Origin of the sequence: Klebsiella sp. RHBSTW-00484, from assembly GCF_013705725.1 — a bacterium.
Taxonomy (GTDB): domain Bacteria; phylum Pseudomonadota; class Gammaproteobacteria; order Enterobacterales; family Enterobacteriaceae; genus Klebsiella.
Genome location: NZ_CP055481.1, coordinates 4385280 through 4404335 on the forward strand (window position 1 = coordinate 4385280; position 19056 = coordinate 4404335).

Annotated in this window: 17 protein-coding genes; 7 read left to right on the forward strand and 10 right to left on the reverse strand. The window is 59.2% G+C overall.

The annotated features are described in order from the left end of the window. Positions 1–18 precede the first annotated feature (18 nt). From HV213_RS20745 to HV213_RS20760, 4 genes are read left to right on the forward strand one after another with little or no spacing between them, the layout of a single operon-like run. Positions 19–1068, forward strand: a complete 1050-nt coding sequence (locus tag HV213_RS20745) for an ABC transporter permease (protein WP_228288561.1) — start codon at positions 19–21, stop codon at positions 1066–1068. Continuing rightward, positions 1068–1901 carry an ABC transporter permease gene (locus HV213_RS20750; RefSeq protein WP_181483131.1) on the forward strand — a complete coding sequence of 278 codons (834 nt, stop codon included), beginning with the start codon at positions 1068–1070 and terminating at the stop codon, positions 1899–1901. Before HV213_RS20745 ends, HV213_RS20750 begins: the two co-directional genes overlap by 1 nt. Beyond that, on the forward strand, positions 1894–2730 hold the full coding sequence (locus HV213_RS20755; RefSeq protein ID WP_181483132.1) for an ABC transporter ATP-binding protein: 837 nt from the start codon (positions 1894–1896) through the stop codon (positions 2728–2730). The genes HV213_RS20750 and HV213_RS20755 overlap by 8 nt, the downstream gene beginning before the upstream one ends. Next, on the forward strand, positions 2717–3421 hold the full coding sequence (locus tag HV213_RS20760) for an ABC transporter ATP-binding protein (RefSeq protein WP_181483133.1): 705 nt from the start codon (positions 2717–2719) through the stop codon (positions 3419–3421). The genes HV213_RS20755 and HV213_RS20760 overlap by 14 nt, the downstream gene beginning before the upstream one ends. A gap of 164 nt (positions 3422–3585) precedes the next feature. On the opposite strand, the gene HV213_RS20765 is transcribed toward HV213_RS20760, so the two are convergent. Then, positions 3586–4923 (reverse strand): aspartate aminotransferase family protein, encoded by a 1338-nt coding sequence (locus HV213_RS20765; RefSeq protein ID WP_181483134.1) that lies wholly within the window; start codon positions 4921–4923, stop codon positions 3586–3588. Positions 4924–5105: 182 nt separating this feature from the next. Between HV213_RS20765 and HV213_RS20770 the strand changes: the two genes are divergently transcribed. After that, positions 5106–5870: an SDR family NAD(P)-dependent oxidoreductase gene (locus HV213_RS20770; protein ID WP_181483135.1), complete on the forward strand. Its 765-nt coding sequence runs from the start codon at positions 5106–5108 to the stop codon at positions 5868–5870. A gap of 753 nt (positions 5871–6623) precedes the next feature. On the opposite strand, the gene HV213_RS20775 is transcribed toward HV213_RS20770, so the two are convergent. The 5 genes from HV213_RS20775 to HV213_RS20795 all read right to left on the reverse strand — a co-directional run bounded on the left by HV213_RS20775 (position 6624) and on the right by HV213_RS20795 (position 10740). Beyond that, positions 6624–7646, reverse strand: a complete 1023-nt coding sequence (locus tag HV213_RS20775; RefSeq protein WP_181482372.1) for an IS110 family RNA-guided transposase — start codon at positions 7644–7646, stop codon at positions 6624–6626. Between the two features lie 117 nt (positions 7647–7763). After that, on the reverse strand, positions 7764–8525 hold the full coding sequence (locus tag HV213_RS20780) for an amino acid ABC transporter ATP-binding protein (RefSeq protein ID WP_139538591.1): 762 nt from the start codon (positions 8523–8525) through the stop codon (positions 7764–7766). Further along, positions 8518–9183 (reverse strand): amino acid ABC transporter permease, encoded by a 666-nt coding sequence (locus tag HV213_RS20785; RefSeq protein ID WP_110273236.1) that lies wholly within the window; start codon positions 9181–9183, stop codon positions 8518–8520. The genes HV213_RS20780 and HV213_RS20785 overlap by 8 nt, the downstream gene beginning before the upstream one ends. 14 nt (positions 9184–9197) lie before the next feature. Then, on the reverse strand, positions 9198–9839 hold the full coding sequence (locus tag HV213_RS20790; RefSeq protein WP_181483136.1) for an amino acid ABC transporter permease: 642 nt from the start codon (positions 9837–9839) through the stop codon (positions 9198–9200). Positions 9840–9888: 49 nt separating this feature from the next. Further along, positions 9889–10740: a transporter substrate-binding domain-containing protein gene (locus HV213_RS20795; RefSeq protein ID WP_110273234.1), complete on the reverse strand. Its 852-nt coding sequence runs from the start codon at positions 10738–10740 to the stop codon at positions 9889–9891. A gap of 234 nt (positions 10741–10974) precedes the next feature. Between HV213_RS20795 and pdxR the strand changes: the two genes are divergently transcribed. Further along, positions 10975–12441, forward strand: coding sequence for a MocR-like pyridoxine biosynthesis transcription factor PdxR (gene pdxR / locus HV213_RS20800; protein WP_181483137.1), 1467 nt, complete (start codon positions 10975–10977; stop codon positions 12439–12441). On the opposite strand, the gene HV213_RS20805 is transcribed toward pdxR, so the two are convergent. Continuing rightward, the gene (locus tag HV213_RS20805; RefSeq protein WP_181483138.1) at positions 12438–13772 is read right to left on the reverse strand and encodes an aminotransferase-like domain-containing protein; all 1335 of its coding nucleotides are present in this window, start codon (positions 13770–13772) and stop codon (positions 12438–12440) included. The two genes, pdxR and HV213_RS20805, sit on opposite strands and share 4 nt — an antisense overlap. Positions 13773–13880: 108 nt before the next feature. On the opposite strand from HV213_RS20805, the gene HV213_RS20810 reads away from it, so the two are divergent. Beyond that, on the forward strand, positions 13881–14786 hold the full coding sequence (locus HV213_RS20810; RefSeq protein ID WP_181483139.1) for a DMT family transporter: 906 nt from the start codon (positions 13881–13883) through the stop codon (positions 14784–14786). A 666-nt stretch (positions 14787–15452) separates the two neighbouring features. On the opposite strand, the gene HV213_RS20815 is transcribed toward HV213_RS20810, so the two are convergent. The 3 genes from HV213_RS20815 to HV213_RS20825 all read right to left on the reverse strand — a co-directional run bounded on the left by HV213_RS20815 (position 15453) and on the right by HV213_RS20825 (position 19041). Continuing rightward, positions 15453–16475 carry an IS110 family RNA-guided transposase gene (locus tag HV213_RS20815; protein ID WP_181482387.1) on the reverse strand — a complete coding sequence of 341 codons (1023 nt, stop codon included), beginning with the start codon at positions 16473–16475 and terminating at the stop codon, positions 15453–15455. Between the two features lie 123 nt (positions 16476–16598). Continuing rightward, positions 16599–17867 carry a Zn-dependent hydrolase gene (locus HV213_RS20820; protein WP_181483140.1) on the reverse strand — a complete coding sequence of 423 codons (1269 nt, stop codon included), beginning with the start codon at positions 17865–17867 and terminating at the stop codon, positions 16599–16601. After that, positions 17857–19041: an amidase gene (locus tag HV213_RS20825; RefSeq protein ID WP_181483141.1), complete on the reverse strand. Its 1185-nt coding sequence runs from the start codon at positions 19039–19041 to the stop codon at positions 17857–17859. Before HV213_RS20825 ends, HV213_RS20820 begins: the two co-directional genes overlap by 11 nt. Positions 19042–19056: the final 15 nt, after the last annotated feature.

Below are 19056 nucleotides of genomic sequence, written 5' to 3' on the forward strand. Positions count from 1 at the left end.
TTTATCGACGGAATAACCATGTCTGCTGTTTTACCCACCAGAGCAGAGCGGCGCGCAAAACGCCCTCTGCTCGCGCTATTTCAGGGGCTGCTGACGCTGGCACTGACCCTGCTCGGCCTGCTATTGGTCACCTTCACGCTCTCGGCGCTGTCGCCGGTTGACCGGGTGCTGCAAATCGTCGGCGACCACGCCAGCCAGTCCACCTACGACCAGGTACGCCACCAGCTCGGCCTCGACCAGCCGCTGCCGGTGCAGTTCTGGCACTATCTGGTGAATCTTGCCCACGGCGATCTCGGCGTCGCCAGTTCGACCGGGCAGCCGGTGCTCCGCGACCTGCTCGCTGCCTTCCCGGCAACGCTGGAACTGGCGACGCTGGCGCTAATTATCGGCGCGCTATTCGGCGTTATCGCAGGCGTCCTGTGCGCCCGTTTCGTCGGCTCGCCGTGGGATCTGGCGGTGCGCACGTTTACCCTGCTCGGCAACTCGGTGCCGATTTTCTGGCTCGGTCTGCTGATGCTGGCGCTGTTCTACGCCAAATTGCAGTGGACGCCAGGACCAGGACGGCTGGACGATATTTATCAGTACACCGTTGAACCCCGCACCGGCTTTGCGCCGATTGACACCTGGCTTTCAGGCGATAAAGAAGCGTTTAAAAATGCCGCCGGACACCTGCTCCTGCCAGTGCTGCTGCTGGCCTATTACTCACTAGCAAGCATCACCCGCCTGACCCGCTCCGCCTGCCTGAGCGAAATGAACAAAGAGTACATCCTGCTCGCGCGCGCCAAAGGGGCCAGCGAGATGACCATCCTGCTGCGCCACGTGCTGCCGAATATTCGCGGCACGCTATTAACGGTGATCGCCCTGGCATATACCTCAATGCTGGAAGGCGCGGTGCTGACCGAAACCGTTTTCTCCTGGCCGGGAATTGGTCGCTACCTGACCACCGCGCTATTTGCTGGCGATACGACGGCGATTATGGGCGGCACGCTGCTTATCGGCGCAAGCTTTGTGCTGATTAATAACCTCACCGATCTGCTGGTGCGGCTGACCGACCCGAGGGTGCGCTGATGCCGACTTATCTGTTTTTACGCCGCCTGCGCCGCTCCCCCGCCGCCTTTTGCGGCCTGACGATTGTTGTTTTGCTGCTGATGGTCGCCCTGTTCGCACCGTGGCTGGCCCCGCTCGACCCGAACTGGCAGGACGCCGCCGCGCGTCTGCAAGGGCCGAGCGCACAGCACTGGCTCGGCACCGACAGCTACGGGCGCGATCTGCTCTCGCGGCTGATTTTCGGCGCACGCCCGGCACTTGGGCTGGTGGCGCTGGTCACCGTGATTACCTTGCCCGTTGGGTTGCTGGTGGGGATCCTCTCCGGTTATTACGGCGGTTGGATCGAACGCGTACTGATGCGATTTACTGACGTGGTGATGTCGATGCCGCGGTTAATTCTGGCCTTCGCTTTCGTCGCCATGCTCGGTCCGGGGCTGGTTAACGGCGCGCTGGCGCTGGCGCTCACCACCTGGCCCGCCTACGCTCGCCAGGCGCGCAGCGAAATTCAGCGCCTGCGCCACAGTGATTATCTGGCGGCGGCGGAGATGATGGGCATTCGCGGCTGGCGACTGCTGATCGGCCATATTCTGCCGCTGTGTCTACCATCAGCTATCGTCAGGCTGGCGCTGGATTTGGCCGGTATTATCCTTGCCGCCGCCGGCCTGGGCTTCCTCGGCCTCGGGGCGCGTCCGCCAATGGCAGAATGGGGGGCAATGATTGCCGACGGGATGCAGGTTATTTTCGACCAATGGTGGATAGCCGCCGCCCCTGGCGCCGTCATTCTTATCGCCAGCCTGGCGTTTAACCTGCTGGGCGACGGCCTCCGCGACGTTCTGGAGCCGCAACATGACTGATACCCGACTGACCGTTCAGGGACTCGCCATCGACTACCCCGCCGCCAGGGTAGTAAACAATTTAAGCTTTACCCTCGGCAACGAGCGGCTGGCGTTGGTCGGCGAATCCGGCTCTGGCAAATCGATGACCGCCCGCGCCCTGATGGGGCTGGTGCGCAAACCCGGTGTCGTCAGCGCCGATGCGCTCAACGTGCTCGGGCGCAACGTGTTGACGCTTAACGATCGCGGCTGGCGCGACCTGCGCGGCAACGATATCGCCATGGTGCTCCAGGACCCGCGCTACGCGCTCAATCCGGTGAAAAATATTCAGGCACAGCTGGAGGAGGCATTAACGCTGCATCAGCGCCTCAACCGCCGGGCGCGACTGGAGGCGGTCAAAGCCGCCGTTGCCGCCGTGGGGCTGGATTTACCGGTGCTCAGCCGCTATCCGGGAGAGCTCTCCGGCGGGATGGGCCAGCGGGTGATGATCGCTATTGCCTTGCTCAACAATCCGCAGGTGCTGATCGCCGATGAGCCCACGTCGGCCCTCGACGCCCGGCTGCGTAATCAGATCCTCGAACTGCTGGTGGAACAGTGCGAACAGCGACAGATGGCGATGCTGTTGATTAGCCACGACCTGCCGTTGGTGGCGGAACACTGCCATCGGGTACTGGTGATGTACCAGGGCGAGAAGGTCGATGAGATGGCGGCGCGGGATCTGCCGACAGCGACCCATCCCTATACCCGGACCCTGTGGACCTGCCGCCCGGACGCGCAAACCTACGGCCAGATGCTGCCCACCCTCGACAGAATCCTGGACTTTACGGAGGCGGCGCATGGCGGTCGTTAATCTCAAGGATTTGCAGGTTATTTTTGCTGAAAAAACGGCGGTGTCAGCGGCCAGCTTTGCCGTGGATACCGGGGAGACCTTCAGCCTGATCGGTGCATCCGGCTGCGGAAAATCAACCATTCTGCGGGTGTTAGCAGGGCTACAGCGCGACTGGAGCGGCAGCGTCGAACTGTTTGGCAAAGCCATTACGTCGGGCGTACGTTTTCAGGGCGAGCTGCGGCGCAACGTGCAGATGGTGTTTCAGGACCCGTACGCCTCGCTGCATCCGAACCATACCCTGTGGCGCACGTTGGCGGAGCCGCTGAAGATTCACGGCATCGGCGAGATTGAGCTGCGGGTAACCACGGCGCTGGAACAAGTCGGCCTGCCCGCCGACGCCGCGCGCCGTTATCCGCACCAGCTCTCCGGTGGCCAGCGCCAGCGCGTGGCGATAGCGCGCGCCCTGCTGCTGCGCCCAAAGGTCCTGCTGCTGGATGAGCCAACGTCGGCGCTGGATATGTCAGTTCAGGCGGAGATTCTTAACCTGCTCAACCGCTTAAAGCAGGAGCACGGGATGACCTATCTGCTGGTCAGCCACGATGCCGATGTGATTGCCCATATGTCAGACCGGGCGGCGTTTATGGCGGAGGGCGTGATTCAGCGCTTCTTCGACCGCGAAGCGCTGGTGAACGGTGAACACCGTATGGGATGAGGTTTTCCCCCCTCTCCCTGTAGACTGAAGTATCACTGGAACGGCGATTTTCCCCTCTCCCTGTGGGAGAGGGTCGGGGTGAGGGCATCAGAGCGCACATTTTCCCCTCACCCTAACCCTCTCCCCAAAGGGGGAGAGGGAACTGTCCCTCTGCGAATTGATTCCTACTTCGCCAGGCTCGCGAAACGGGTGAATACTGCATCAAAAATCGCCAGGCCTTTTGCTACCTGCTCGGCGCTGATAGTGCACGGCGGCACCACGTGAATGCGGTTCTCCACCACAAACGCCAGCAGACCGGCCTCGGTTAACGCGCCCTTAATCGCCGCCATATCCCCAGCAGTCAGCGGCGTTTTCTGTTCGCGGCTGCTGACCAGTTCCAGTGCCTGGAACAGACCACGACCGCGGACGTTACCAATAATTGCATGTTTCTCCGCCAGCGCTTCCAGCCCCGGGCGCAGCACCTCGTTGCCCATCATTGCCGCATTCTCCACCACTTTCTCTTCTTTCATCGCGTCAATGGTGGCGACAATCGCCGCCATCGCCAGCGGATGTCCGGAATAGGTCAGCCCTCCGGCAAAGAAATGGTCGTCAAAATAGCGGGCAATCGGTTCGCTAATCAGTACGCCGCCCGCCGGAACATAACCGGCGTTAACCCCTTTGGCAAAGGTCACCAGATCCGGCACGATGCCATCCTGCTCGAAGGCGAACCAGCTGCCGGTACGCCCAAAACCGGCCATCACTTCATCAAGAATCAGCATGATGCCAAACTCGTCGGCCAGCGCCCGCACGCCCTGCATATAGCCATCTGGCGGCACCAGAATCCCGGCGGTGCCCGGAATAGACTCCAGCAGAATTGCGGCAATCGCGGTCGGGCCTTCGCACTCGATCATCCGCCGCAGATGCGCCAGCGCGCGCTGGCACTCCTCCTCTTCCGTCGTCGCGTTAAACTCGCTGCGATAGAGGTACGGGTTGAAGAAATGAACGTGACCGCGCGAATACTCGTTCGGCACGCGACGCCAGTCGCCGGTAGCGGCAATCGCGCTGCCGGTATTGCCGTGATAGGAACGATAGGCAGAGAGCACTTTATCGCGCCCGGTATAGAGTCGAGCCATGCGGATAGCGTTCTCGTTGGCATCCGCTCCGGCGTTGGTGAAGAACACTTTACTAAAGCCTTCCGGCGCCAGCTCGACGATACGCTTCGCCGCTTCGCCACGGGCGAGGTTGGCGGTGGCAGGCGCGATGGTTACCAGCTCTTCCAGCTGCGCTTTCATTGCCGCCAGCACCCGAGGATGCTGATAGCCAATATTGACGTTGACCAGCTGGCTGCTGAAATCAAGGTACGTATTGCCTTCGTAATCCCACAGCTCGCAGCCTTTGGCCCCGGCGATCACCAGCGGATGTAAATTGCCCTGCATCGACCATGAATGAAATACGTAGGCGCGATCCAGCTGCCGAACTTCATCATTGCTTACCGCTACATCGTTCTGTATTGCCAGCTTCATACCCTGCCCTCTCTCATGTCGTTGTTGTTGGCATCATCATTGGCTGCGCCTGAGAAAAACGGATAGAGCCAGTACGGCGAAAATGATGTGACACCGTGTCACATCGCCGCGAGCCGACTGGCCCTGTGCCCACGCGCGCGGCGTTTTTATAGTGGGAGCGACAACCTGCACAGGAGAATGAAATGGCAACGAGCAAAGTGGTGTTTATTACCGGGGCGACCTCGGGTTTTGGGGAAGCGGCGGCGCAGGTTTTCGCCGATGCGGGCTGGTCGCTGGTGCTGAGCGGACGCCGTGTTGAGCGGCTGAAGACGTTAGCGGATAAGCTCAGCGCTAAGGTACCGGTGCATATTATCGAACTCGACGTGCGCGATAGCGATGCGGTCGCCGCGGCTGTGGCAGCACTGCCCGCTGAATTCGCTGATATCACCACGCTGATTAACAACGCCGGGCTGGCGCTGTCGCCGCTGCCGGCGCAGAAAGTGGAGCTGGAAGACTGGAAAACGATGATCGACACCAACGTCACCGGTCTGGTCAACGTGACCCACGCCCTGCTGCCGACGCTGATTCACCACGGCGCGGGCGCGAGCATCATTAATATCGGCTCTATCGCCGGGCAGTGGCCCTATCCGGGCAGCCACGTATACGGCGCCAGCAAGGCTTTCGTGAAGCAGTTCAGCTACAACCTGCGCTGCGACCTGCTCGGCACCGGCGTGCGCGTTACCGACCTCGCGCCGGGGATTGCCGAAACGGAATTTACCCTGGTGCGTACCAAAGGTGACCAGGCAGCGTCGGATAATCTTTATCGCGGCACCACGCCGCTGAGCGCGCTGGATATTGCCGAGCAGATGTTTTATATCGCTACGCTGCCGGACCATATGAATATCAATCGGGTGGAAGTGATGCCGGTACGTCAGGCCTGGCAGCCGTTCGCAATCGACCGGGATTGAGGTTTTGGTAGCCCGGACAGGCGCGCCAAGCGCCGCCTCCGGGATATCTTCATACAGCTGCGGGAATATCTCTGAAACTGCGATATATGCAGCGATGCCCTGGTGCCCGCTGAAATCGGCGAACCGGAGGTCCGAAGACAAGGGCTGGACGCCATGGATGGCGGACAGAGGCGAATCTAGACATGGACAAAATTGCCCGGAGCAATTTTGAACAGCGCTTGCGCTGGCCCCGGAGGGGCGAGTCCCAGGGATGGGACGAGTAGTGTCGAGTTGAGCCGACCGCAGGCTGAGGACCGGGAGGTGAGCGCAGTGCGCAGCACCGATTTCTTTGCGGGACCGCGGGGATTGTAAAGGGGGAGACGGTTTTCTCCCCCTTTACCCGTTCACGTACCGCGGTGAGACATTTTCTGCGAAATAGTGGTGAACGGAACCCCTATAACACCGTCCCGGAGGCGGCGCGTTGCGCCTGTCCGTATATGGACACCTCCCGTGATGCAAGCTATTTTTTGTGTGAGTCACCAGGGTAAGTTGCGTTCGTATATCCGGCCTCTCTTTCGGTACCGTCGTACCCGGGCCATGATGTGTTCTGCGCACCTGCTTCCTTTCGGGCTATCGGCTTTGCTTCGCAGGGAGCCTTCGGACAGGCCGGATTTCTCAGGTGCTGGTCTTACCGGTTACTCATCACGCTAAATCGCTTCGCAATCTCACGACAGGGTTACTGCTCTTTTTACTGCATGGCTCACGGGGCGTCGGTTAACCGGCGACCCGTGAGCCATGGTAATCTTCTCCGCGACTCATCACCGCCCACGCTATCCGCACATTCTTGTTCGCCAGCGCCACCGTCGCGATATTCCGGTTCCGTCTTTCCGCCACCGACTGCAGCCACTGGCTCCGCCGGTCTTCTTTGCCTGCACATGTCTTCAGAACTGACCGTGCCCCGTGGATGACCAGCGTACGCAGGTAGCTGTCACCCCGCTTGCTGATATGCCCCAGCTGCTGCTTACCGCCGCTTGAGTGCTGCCGGGGAACCAGCCCCACATAAGCCGCCATCTCCCGACCGTTCTTAAACTGCGTCGCGTCACCCAACAACGCCACCATCGCGCTGGCGGTTATCACGCCGATACCTTCTATTTTCATCAGCCGCTGGATGCAGATATCTTCCCGCGCCGCCTCTGCGAGCCGCCGGTCATGCCCCGCCACCCGGTCATCCAGCATCCGCAGCTCTTCGGCCAGCTCGCACAGCAGGCGCATAAACCGGTCATCCCACTGCTCCTGCTGTGACAGTATCTCCGGCAGCGCCTTACGCAACTGGCTGATGCCGACCGGCAGCACCACGCCGAATTCGCCCAGAAAGCCCCGTATCTCGTTGCACAGCGCCGTGCGGCTTTTTATCACTCTGGCCCGCACGCGATGCTCAGCCTGAAGAGTCTGCTGGCGCTCTGTCTTAACCGCGACGAAGCGCATGGCGGGGCGGCTGATGGCTTCACAGATGGCTTCGGCATCGTTGGCATCATTCTTGTTGCCCCTGAGGTAGGGCTTAACAAACTTCGGGGGAATAATGTGCACGGTATGTCCCATGCGGGTGAGTTCGCGGGCCCAGTAGTGGGATGACGCGCAGGCTTCAATCCCGACGGTGCAGGGAGCCAGCTGAGAGAAATAAGCGTGCATGTGGGCGCGGCGGAGAGATTTCCGCACGACGACATGTTCATGGTGATCCACAGCATGGATCTGAAAGACATTTTTTGCCAGGTCAAGACCGATACGTTTAATATTCATGGTGGACACCTCCTCCTGTGGACTGCAGGTAACACTTCCAGTCTGGCACGTTCTGATGCCGTAAGGTGGGAGGTGTCCATCACATCGGGCTACCGCCCCGCGACCCGGGATTCACTGTTATCGGCTGCTCTGCAAAAACTGCCTGACGCGCTCGGAATCCGGATTGGTGAAAAACTTCTCCGGCGGCGCTTTCTCAATCAACAACCCCTTCTCAAGAAACACCACTTCATCCGATACCTGACGTGCAAAGTCCATCTCGTGGGTCACCACCACCATGGTGTAACCTTCGGCCGCCAGCGCCTTCATCACGCCCAGCACCTCGTTGACCAGTTCCGGATCGAGGGCCGACGTCGGCTCGTCGAACAAAATCACCTCCGGCGACATCGCCAGCGACCGGGCAATCGCTACCCGCTGCTTTTGCCCGCCGGAGAGCGTAATGGGGTAAACGTCGGCTTTATGCGCCATCCCCACTTTCTCCAGTTGCTGCATGGCAATAGCTTTCGCTTCATCACGCTTCATCCCCTTCACGTGCAGCAGCGCTTCGCTAACGTTCTGCTGCACGGTCAGGTGCGGCCACAGGTTAAAGCTCTGAAACACCATCCCGACCCGCTCGCGGATTTTCGACAGCTGGCGATGGGACATGGCCCGGCCATTATCTTCATCAATACCCAGCCGCTGGCCACTGATGCGCACCTCGCCGCGATCCGGCTGCTCCAGCCAGTTCATGCAGCGCAGCAGCGTCGATTTACCGGAACCTGACGAACCGAGGATGCTCACTACGGTCCCCTTCTCTACCGTCAGGTTGATATCGCGCAGAACTTCAACGTTATCAAACTGTTTAGAGACATTTTTGACGCTTACAGCAGTCGTATCATGCATGGCTCATTCCTCTTCTGGCTCCCCAGGCGCTCAGACGTTTAATCAGCAGTTCCAGCAGAATGCTGACAGCCCAGTAGAGCCCAATCGCGACGATAAAGGCATTAAACGGGATAAAATAAGTGGCCTGCACGCTGTTGGCCGCAGCGGTTATCTCCTGGACGGTGATAATGCTGAGAAAAGCGGTGTCTTTCAGGCAAATTATCAGTTGGTTACCCATCAACGGTAATGCGGAAGACAGGATATTGGGCAGAATAATGCGGCGGAATATTTTGTAGCGTGAAAAGCCCTGCGCCACCGCGGCTTCTATATAGCCACCGGAAAATACCCGGCGCTGACTGCGCAATATTTCAAAGAAATAAGCACCGTGGTAGATAATTAAGGCGATTAATCCGGCGGTCCACGCCTCCATACTGATACCGACTTCCGGTAGACCGTAATAGAGCAAATAGGCCAGTATCAAAAACGGAATGGCCCGCATTAAACTGACAAAGCCAATAATAAGCCGGTTAAGCGTTTTCTTTTGATATTCGGTTAAATAGCACAGCACAATACCGATAATTAAACCGGCAATGGCTGCGGTAATAAATAGCTCAAGGGTGGCGAGTAAACCGGCAATAAAGCTGTCGCGCACCGACCAGATAACGGCCCACTGATTCATAGCACCTCCTGTATTTATCGCGCCAGACGCTTCGCTTTACGCTCCGCCATCCCCTGCAGTTTCAGCAGCAAACCAATAATCACCACGTACAGCAGACCCGCCGCCAGAATCGGCGAGAGAGGCTCATAGGTGACGGAGGAAATTCGGTTGGTGACGCGGGTGAGATCAACTACGCCAATCACCGCAATCGCCGGGCTGCCTTTAATCAGAAACGACATCTCGTTGACCAGCGCGGGCAGGCTCTCAATCCACATTTGCGGCAGCATGATATAGCGGAAGTAAGCCCAGCGACGCATCCCCACCGACTCCGCAGCTTCCCGCTGCTCGCGGGGGAAAGTACGAAAAGCGTTGCGCCAGATTTCGGCGTTGAAGGCCGAGGTATTGAGCGTCAGCGCCACGATCGCCGCGACGTTTTTATCGAGGTTAATCCCGACCGTAGGCAGAGAAAGAAACAGGAACAGCACCAGCGTCACCAGCGGCGTAGCGCGGGCCAGGCTGATATAGACCACCAGCAGCTGATCGATAACCGGTACGCGTAGCATTCGCACCAACGCAATCAGCAGGCCAATCACCACGCCAAAGGCGATGGCGATGGCCGAAATCCAGAGGGTCGTCCATGCGCCTTCAATCAGTAACTGCCAGGAAATTGCATCCATGAAACCCTCCTTCACCTTAACAGGCGGCGGTGACCCGCCGCAGAACACATTACAGACCGGCTAATTTATGAAACTGTTCCGGGCTGGTAATCGCTTCGGTCGGCAGGTCGTCATAGGTTTCGCCAAACCACTTTTTCTGCAGCTCGGCGAGCTTGCCGGTTTCCTTCATGTGGTTCATAAATTTGGTCATATAAGCCAGCAGCTGCGGCGAGTTTTTCGGGATCGGCCATGCCATATAGCCCGGACCAGAAACCGCCAGACCTTTGGCGAATACCTTTGGCTTGGCCTTCGCCAGGTCGTTGACCGAAATAACCACGTTAATCACGTAATCGAGGCGTTTGTTGGCAAGGTCAGCGTAGGCTTCAGGGTAGGAAGGATATTCCACCACCGGCCCCAGCTTGCCGCCGGTTTTCTCCAGCATCGCTTTCAGTTCCGGCAGACGCGCCAGCAGCGCGCTGCCCGCCTGAACGCCCACTTTTTTGCCGCTCAGACTCGCAATCGTATCCAGTGAATTATCGCCAGCGCGTTTGACAAAATAGTGCTGCGCTGACGCCCACGGCGGCGTGAAATCAAAGACTTTCAGACGGTCGTCGGTAATCACCGCGCCGGTTAACGCCATATCGTACTGGCCGGTGGAGACCGCCGCTAATAATCCGGTCCACGGCAGAATGCTCTGATCGACATTGAATTTCGCGTATTTACGTAATTCATCGAGCATATCTTTGTTAAAGCCATCTGCCTGGCCGTTATTCATAAAGTTAAACGGCGCGTAATCATCTTCGGTCGCGACCTTCAGCGTGCCGGATTTTTCTATTTCCGGAAGATCGGCGGCAACTGCGTGATAAGAAAAGGCCATCGCCATAACGGCCCCCAGACACATTGAACCTAATGATTTTTTCATCAATCCACCCCTAATTAATTCGCCAGACGTGTTCATTCCAGAACATGAAAAGGTTTTGCAAAATATGTGCCGACGGAAGTTCCGGTCCGCGACTGATGAATGCGTTTTTACTGTAGGGAGCGTTTTTAATTTCCGGATAGAGCCAGATTCACCGCGTGGATGTGTCAGTCATTTTCAGGATGGTATGGAATTTGCTCCAGTTCATGCACAGAGCGTTCGCGTAAGGAGCTAAGCATGATCCGACACCTGTTACACGTTGATTTCGATCCGCGCCGCGGTTTGCAGGAGCAGGTGCGCGAGACGCTGATTAACGCCATTCTGGGCGGCATTTTTTCCGCCGACACGCCGCTCCCCTCCTGCCGTCAACTGGCCAGCCAGCTGCGGGTATCGCGTAACACCACGGCGCTGGTTTTTGAGGGGCTGGTGAACGAGGGGTATCTGGTAAGCCGCCCGCGCAGCGGGTATTACCTGCACCCGGATTATCAGCACGCTTCCCCTTCCACTGCGCCGGAAGCTGCACCGCATGACGAGAGTTTTGCACCGCGCTGGGGCACGCGGCTGCAAATCACCCCCAGCCAGCAGGAGTCGATTCTGAAACCAGCAGGCTGGATGAACTACCGCTACCCGTTTATCTATGGTCAGCCGGATACCCGCCAGTTTCCGCTGGCGACCTGGCGTTCAGCGGCTAACTGGCTGCATGGCGGGGTGCGCGATCCGGCGTGGGTGGTGGACCATATCGACCAGGACGTGCCGATGCTGATTGAGCAAATCCGCACCCGGGTGCTGCCCAAGCGCGGCATCGTCGCCGCGCCGGATGAGATCCTGATTACCCTCGGTTCGCAAAACGCGCTCTATCTCCTGACCCGCCTGCTGATGTCGTCGAAGACGCGAGTCGGCGTGGAGAACCCCTGTTTTCGCGAGGCCATCAACACCTTCCTGCTTGCCGATACGGATATCGTGCCGCACCCGGTGGATGAACAAGGGATTGTCCTCAACGATACGCCCTGCGATTACTACTACGTGACCCCCGGCCACCAGGTACCGACCGGCGTGGCGATGAGCAAGGCGCGACGCAGTCAGCTGCTGGAGCATGCTGCTCGCCATGACGCGGTCATTATTGAGGACGATTACGACTCGGAAAGTAACTTTATGCTTAACCCGCTTCCGGCGCTGAAGGCCAGCGATCGCAGCGGACGGGTGGTCTACGTCAGCAGCCTGTCAAAGGCGCTGTCGCCAGGTCTGCGGCTGGGCTTTATGGTCGCCGACCCGGACCTGATTGATGAAGCGCGGGCGCTGCGCCGTCTGATGTATCGTCATCCGCCGACCAACATTCAGTATCAGATGGCCCACTTCCTTGCCCAGGGCCACTATGAAACGCATCTGCGGCGCTACCATTACGACTCGGCCCAGCGCTGGGACAGGCTCAACAACGCGCTGCAACATCACCTGCCGGAGTGCCGGATTATTCCCGGCAGCGAGCACGCCAATGCGTTCTGGCTATCCACGCCGGAGCAAATCAATACTCAGCAGCTCACCTGGCGCGCCGCTCATGCGGGGGTGTTGATTGAACCCGGCGCGCGGCATTTTCTCAGCAACGCGCCGCCGGGTAACTTCTTCCGCATGGGGTTCCATGCCATTAACCCCGACGCTATTGAGCAAGGGGTTGAAGTGCTGCGCGGTCAGCTGGCGCAGATGGGTTAGCGGTATTGCTCAAACTCCACGGCGTCGCGAACTTTAAGCAGCGCCGCACGCAGGTTATCGAGAGGAACGGATCCGAGGGCGATACGCAGCGCCTGCGGGACGTGGGTGGAAACACAAAACGGCTCGGCCGTCGAAACGGAAATATTACGCTCCATCAGCGTTTTCACCAGCCGGTCGGCCCGGCTCTCCTCACCCAGAGGCAGCCAAAGAAAGTACGAATCCGGATGGCTTACTAAGGGAAGCGCACCGAGAACCTCACGGGCAACCCGCTGCCGCTGCCGCGCGTCCTGTCGTTTCTGCGTTTCAAAGCGTGCAACCGTGCCGTCTTCAATCCAGGCGCAGACCAGCGAACTCATCAGCGAAGGGGTATTCCACGTCGTGGCGCGGATAGCGCGCTCAATCTCGGGCCGGTAGTGCGACGGGCAGATAACCGCCCCCACGCGCAGACCAGTAGCCACGTTTTTTGAAAAACCGGTGACATAGACCGTTCTTTCCGGCGCATAGCTGGCCACTGGCGGAGGTGGATTAAGAACCAGCCAGGCGTAGGCCGTATCTTCAATAATCAGCAGATCGTGCTGGCGCGCGAGATCAGCCAGCGCCTGTCGTTGGCGGTGATTCAGTACCCAGCCGAGCGGATTATGCAGCGTCGGCATGGTATAAACCGCCCGCACGCGCCGCTGTTGGCATAGCTGATGAAGCGCATGGAGATCCGGTCCCTCGGCGCTACAGGGAATCGCCACCAGCTCCAGATGATAAAGCGCCGCCAGGGCTTTAAAACCTGAGTAGGTTAGCGCATCTACCGCCACTACATCGCCCGGTCGCAGAAGCCCCATCACGGTCACCGCCAGCCCGTGCTGAGCGCCGTTGACGATCAGCACATTTTCCGCGTCAGGAGCAAAGCGGTTGCCGGTCAAATGACGAGCGATAATTTCACGCTCTGCGACCCGCCCGGCATGGGGTTGATAGCGCAGATGAGAGTCAATATCCCCCGCCATCGCAAGCTGCCTGAGCGCCTCGCGCAGCGCATCCCCCTGCCCCGGCAGCGAAGGATAGTTGAAGTTCAGATCTACGACATCGGCAGCTATCACCTGCTGATCGACGCCGTGCCCCGGCGGGAGCGAGATGTCGCGTACAAAGGTTCCGCGCCCGGTTTCACCGCTGACCAGCCCCATTGCTTCCAGTTCGTGATACACGCGCGTGGCCGTGGCCAGCGAGATATGTTCATCTGCCGCAAGGGAGCGATGCGTGGGAAGACGGGTTCCGGCGGGCATCTTCCCGCTATGAATCGCCTGCGCGTAGCGATCAACAATGGCTTTGTATCGGGCTTTCATCGGTGAATGTATCTATGACAATAATTTGATTGTATTATATTGGGCACACTACCATCGCCTCAGACATTGCTCAAGTCAGTACAGCACATCCAATATAGCGAGGTTAGCGTGGTAGATTCAGCGGTTCACAAAATAGATCCGGGGTCATGGTCGGGATGGCTCAACGGTTTACTGGGGGTCATTATTTTTAGCGGCTCGCTGCCCGCGACGCGTCTGGCGGTGCTGGATATGGACCCGTTCTTGCTGACTTATCTGCGCGCCTCTATCGCCGGGATTCTGGCCATCATCCTGGTGGTGAGTTTTCGCCAGAGACGCCCGCGCCTGTCGCAGCTTTTCCCGCTGGTGATTGTCTCATTGGGCGTGGTGATTGGCTTTCCGCTGCTGACGGCACTGGCGTTACGGCACGTTACCTCGGCTCATTCGATCGTTTTTCTTGGCCTGCTGCCGCTAACGACGGCCATTTTTGGCGTGCTGCGCGGCGGGGAACGTCCACGTCGCGCGTTCTGGGCCTTTTCTATTATTGGCAGCCTGTTGGTGGTGGGGTTCGCGCTGATGCAAAATGCGGCAGCTTCGCTCAGCGGCGATCTGCTGATGCTGGCGGCGGTTATCGCCTGCGGCCTGGGCTATGCCGAAGGCGCAAAGCTGACCCGGGAATTAGGCGGCTGGCAGGTGATCAGTTGGGCGCTGATTATTGCGCTGCCTTTTATGCTGATCGCCTCGTTGATGACGCAGCCCGAGTCCTGGCGCGCGATATCAATTTCAGCCTGGGCCGCGCTCGGCTATGTGTCGCTATTTAGCATGCTGATTGGTTTTATCTTCTGGTACAAAGGGTTGGCCATCGGCGGTATCGCCGCCGTCGGACAGCTTCAGCTACTACAACCGTTCTTCGGGCTGGCTCTGTCGGCGGCGCTTTTGCACGAAACCGTGAGCCCAGTGATGTTGGCGGTGACGTTGGGAGTGGTTCTGTGCGTTGTCGGCTCGCGTAAATTTAGCCGCCAGAAGGGGGCCTGGTAGCCCGAACAGGCGCGTCAAGCGCCGCCTCCGGGGTAAATCACCGGTAGCGACAAATATCTTTCTGAAACAACAGAACTCACAGCGATGCCCTGGCGCCCGCTGAAATCGGCGAACCGGAGGTCCGAAGACAAGGGCTGGCCGCCAGGGATGGCGGACAGAGGCGAATCGAGACAGTGATGTCGAGTTGAGCCGACCGCAGGCTGAGGACCGGGAGGTGAGCGTAGTGCGCAGCACCGATTTCCTGGCGGGACCGTGGGGATTGTAAAGGGGGAGACGGTTTTCACCCCCTTTACCCGTTCACGTTCGACAGAAATACATTTTCTGCGGGATAGCGGTGAACGGAATCCATATACATTCCCGGAGGCGGCGCTTGACGCGCCTGTCCGTATATGGACACCTCCCGTGATGCAAGCTATTTTTTGTGTGAGTCACCAGGGTAAGTTGCGTTCGTATATCCGGCCTCTCTTTCGGTACCGTCGTACCCGGGCCATGATGTGTTCTGCGCACCTGCTTCCTTTCGGGCTATCGGCTTTGCTTCGCAGGGAGCCTTCGGACAGGCCGGATTTCTCAGGTGCTGGTCTTACCGGTTACTCATCACGCTAAATCGCTTCGCAATCTCACGACAGGGTTACTGCTCTTTTTACTGCATGGCTCACGGGGCGTCGGTTAACCGGCGACCCGTGAGCCATGGTAATCTTCTCCGCGACTCATCACCGCCCACGCTATCCGCACATTCTTGTTCGCCAGCGCCACCGTCGCGATATTCCGGTTCCGTCTTTCCGCCACCGACTGCAGCCACTGGCTCCGCCGGTCTTCTTTGCCTGCACATGTCTTCAGAACTGACCGTGCCCCGTGGATGACCAGCGTACGCAGGTAGCTGTCACCCCGCTTGCTGATATGCCCCAGCTGCTGCTTACCGCCGCTTGAGTGCTGCCGGGGAACCAGCCCCACATAAGCCGCCATCTCCCGACCGTTCTTAAACTGCGTCGCGTCACCCAACAACGCCACCATCGCGCTGGCGGTTATCACGCCGATACCTTCTATTTTCATCAGCCGCTGGATGCAGATATCTTCCCGCGCCGCCTCTGCGAGCCGCCGGTCATGCCCCGCCACCCGGTCATCCAGCATCCGCAGCTCTTCGGCCAGCTCGCACAGCAGGCGCATAAACCGGTCATCCCACTGCTCCTGCTGTGACAGTATCTCCGGCAGCGCCTTACGCAACTGGCTGATGCCGACCGGCAGCACCACGCCGAATTCGCCCAGAAAGCCCCGTATCTCGTTGCACAGCGCCGTGCGGCTTTTTATCACTCTGGCCCGCACGCGATGCTCCGCCTGAAGGGTCTGCTGGCGCTCTGTCTTAACCGCGACGAAGCGCATGGCGGGGCGGCTGATGGCTTCACAGATGGCTTCGGCATCGTTGGCATCATTCTTGTTGCCTTTGAGGTAAGGCTTGACGAATTTCGGGGGAATAATGCGCACGGTATGCCCCATGCGGGTGAGTTCGCGGGACCAGTAGTGGGATGATGCGCAGGCTTCAATCCCGATGGTGCAGGGAGCCAGCTGAGAGAAATAAGCGTGCATGTGGGCGCGGCGGAGAGATTTCCGTACGACGACATGTTCATGGTGATCCACAGCATGGATCTGAAAGACATTTTTTGCCAGGTCAAGACCGATACGTTTAATATTCATGGTGGACACCTCCTCCTGTGGACTGCAGGTAACACTTCCAGTCTGGCACGTTCTGATGCCGTAAGGTGGGAGGTGTCCATCACATCGGGCTACAAACCGCAGACGATGCCAATCCCTGGCCCTCTACACCGCTCGCGCGTACTGCAACATCACCTGCAGCAGCACGTTGGCTCCGGCCTCAACATGTTCCGGCGAGGCGTACTCAATTTCGTTATGGCTGATGCCGTCCTTGCAGGGGATAAAAATCATCCCGGTCGGTGCCAGATAGCTCATATACACCGCGTCATGACCGGCACCGGATACAATCTCCCGCGCCGGATAACCGAGGCGCTGGGCGGCTCCGGCAATCGCCGCCTGGCAATCCGGGTGGAACGGTGCTGCCGGATAGTGGCTCACCTCTTTCAGGGCCACCTTCAGGCCGCTCTCCTGCTCGACGCAGCCGATAAACTCGCGCAACTGGCGGTCCATCGCATCCACCAGCTCATCGCTAAGATTGCGCATATCAATCGAAAAGGTCACCTCGCCCGGCACCACGTTGCGGCTGTTCGGATAGACCTGCACCATCCCTACCGTGCCGCGCCCCTCTTCGCTGCGTCCGGCAATCGCCACCACCTCCTGCATAATGCGGGTCGCGACCTGTAACGCATCCTTGCGCAGGCGCATCGGCGTCGGCCCGGCGTGGGACTCCTGACCGCTTACCACGCAGTCGTACCAGCGAATACCCAACACGCCCTGCACGATACCAATGATTTTCTCTTCATCTTCCAGAATCGGCCCCTGCTCAATATGCGCTTCGAAGTAAGCGCCAATTGGGTGGTCGCCCGGCGTCTGGCTGCCGATATAGCCAATACGCGCCAGCTCCTCACCCACGGTTTTGCCTTGCGCATCCTTCACGGCGTAGATAGTCTCCAGCGGAAATACCCCGGCAAACACCCCGGAGCCCATCATCACCGGCACAAAACGCGAACCCTCTTCATTGGTCCAGAACACCACTTCAATCGGCGCGTCGGTTTCAATCTCCAGATCGTTCAGGGTACGCACCACCTCCAACGCCGCCAGCACGCCGTAGTTACCGTCAAATTTGCCGCCGGTTGGCTGGGTATCAATATGGCTACCGGAGACAATCGGCGGCAGAGCTGGGTTACGCCCTTCCCGACGCATAAAGACGTTGCCGACTTTATCTACGGTGACGCTCATCCCGGCCGCCTGCGCCCAGCTAATGACCAGATCGCGCCCCTGCCGGTCGAGATCGGTGAGCGTCAGACGACAGCAGCCGCCCTTCGGCGTCGCGCCGATTTCCGCCAGCGTCATTAGCGAATCCCACAGGCGCTCGCCATTAACACGGCAATCGGTGGTCTCTGTCATCGGGGTAAAAAGGACATCACTGCTCATTTCGGTCTCCTTGCATAAACGCGGCGGCCAGCTCAACCAGCAGACGATCGCTGCCGCGTGGCCCTAAAAATGAAATCCCCAGCGGTAAACCGCCCACCTGAGTAACCGGCAGCGTCACCTGCGGACGCTGAGTCATTACGGAAATTAACAGCAGGTCGTGGGACAGGCGGCGAACCGCTTCTATCTCTTCAGCCTGCGCCGTCAGCAGCGGCGCGCCGTCGGGGACCGTTGGCATCACCAGCACCGCATCGCCGAGCTGCGCGTCCCACCAGGCGCTAAAACGCTCGCGCAGCTGACAGGCGGTTTCAAACTGCTCGCGAGTCACCGCTTTGCCCCAAAAGAAGCGTTCGCGCACATCCGGGCCCAATTGCAGGCCGTAGCGCTCAATAGTTTCACCCTGCGCCTGCCACGCTTCGTAGCCCTGAATCTGGCGGAAGGCGAGATAGATCTCGTCCACCTCCGGCAGCGATTCGCTCAAGGGTGAAACCATGCCAAAAAAGTGCTCCAGCCGCTGACGAACCGGTCGCAGGGCCTGCTGGCTGCGCGGCGGCAGACGGGAAAATAGCCCATCATGGCTGGCCAGCCGAACGCGGCTAATATCCACTCTCTCATCACTGAACAGGCAGGCGGCAACGGCAGAAAAGACCTCTGGCGAGCGGGCGAAGAAGCCGCAGGTGTCCATGGTGGCACACAGCGGCTGACAGCCGTCGAGGGAGATTCTCCCGTGGGTCGGACGCTGGCCGTACAATCCGCAATAGCTGGCGGGAGTGCGTACTGAGCCGCCGGTATCGGATCCGATGGCAAAATCACAGGCATCGTTCGATACCGCCGACGCCGAGCCGGACGAAGAGCCGCCGGGAATATGATTGGGCGCGGCCCCGTTGCGCGGGGTGCCATAATGCACGTTGTGCCCGCTCATCGAATACGCCAGCTCGCTGGTATGGGTTTTACCGATAAAGCGCGCACCGTTATCCAGCAGCGTTTGCACCACCGGGGCGGTACGTTTTTTAATTCCGGACAGCGCCAGCAGGTGCGGGTTGCCGCCGCCGGTCGGGTAGCCCGCCACGTCGAACAAATCTTTGACCGCAAAGGTCAGCCCGCTCAGCGGCCCGCTTAAGGCATGCGCCACCGGGTGCGCCGGATAGGGCATAAAGGCGCGAAGGTCATCCTGCATGTTGGTCTCCTCTGT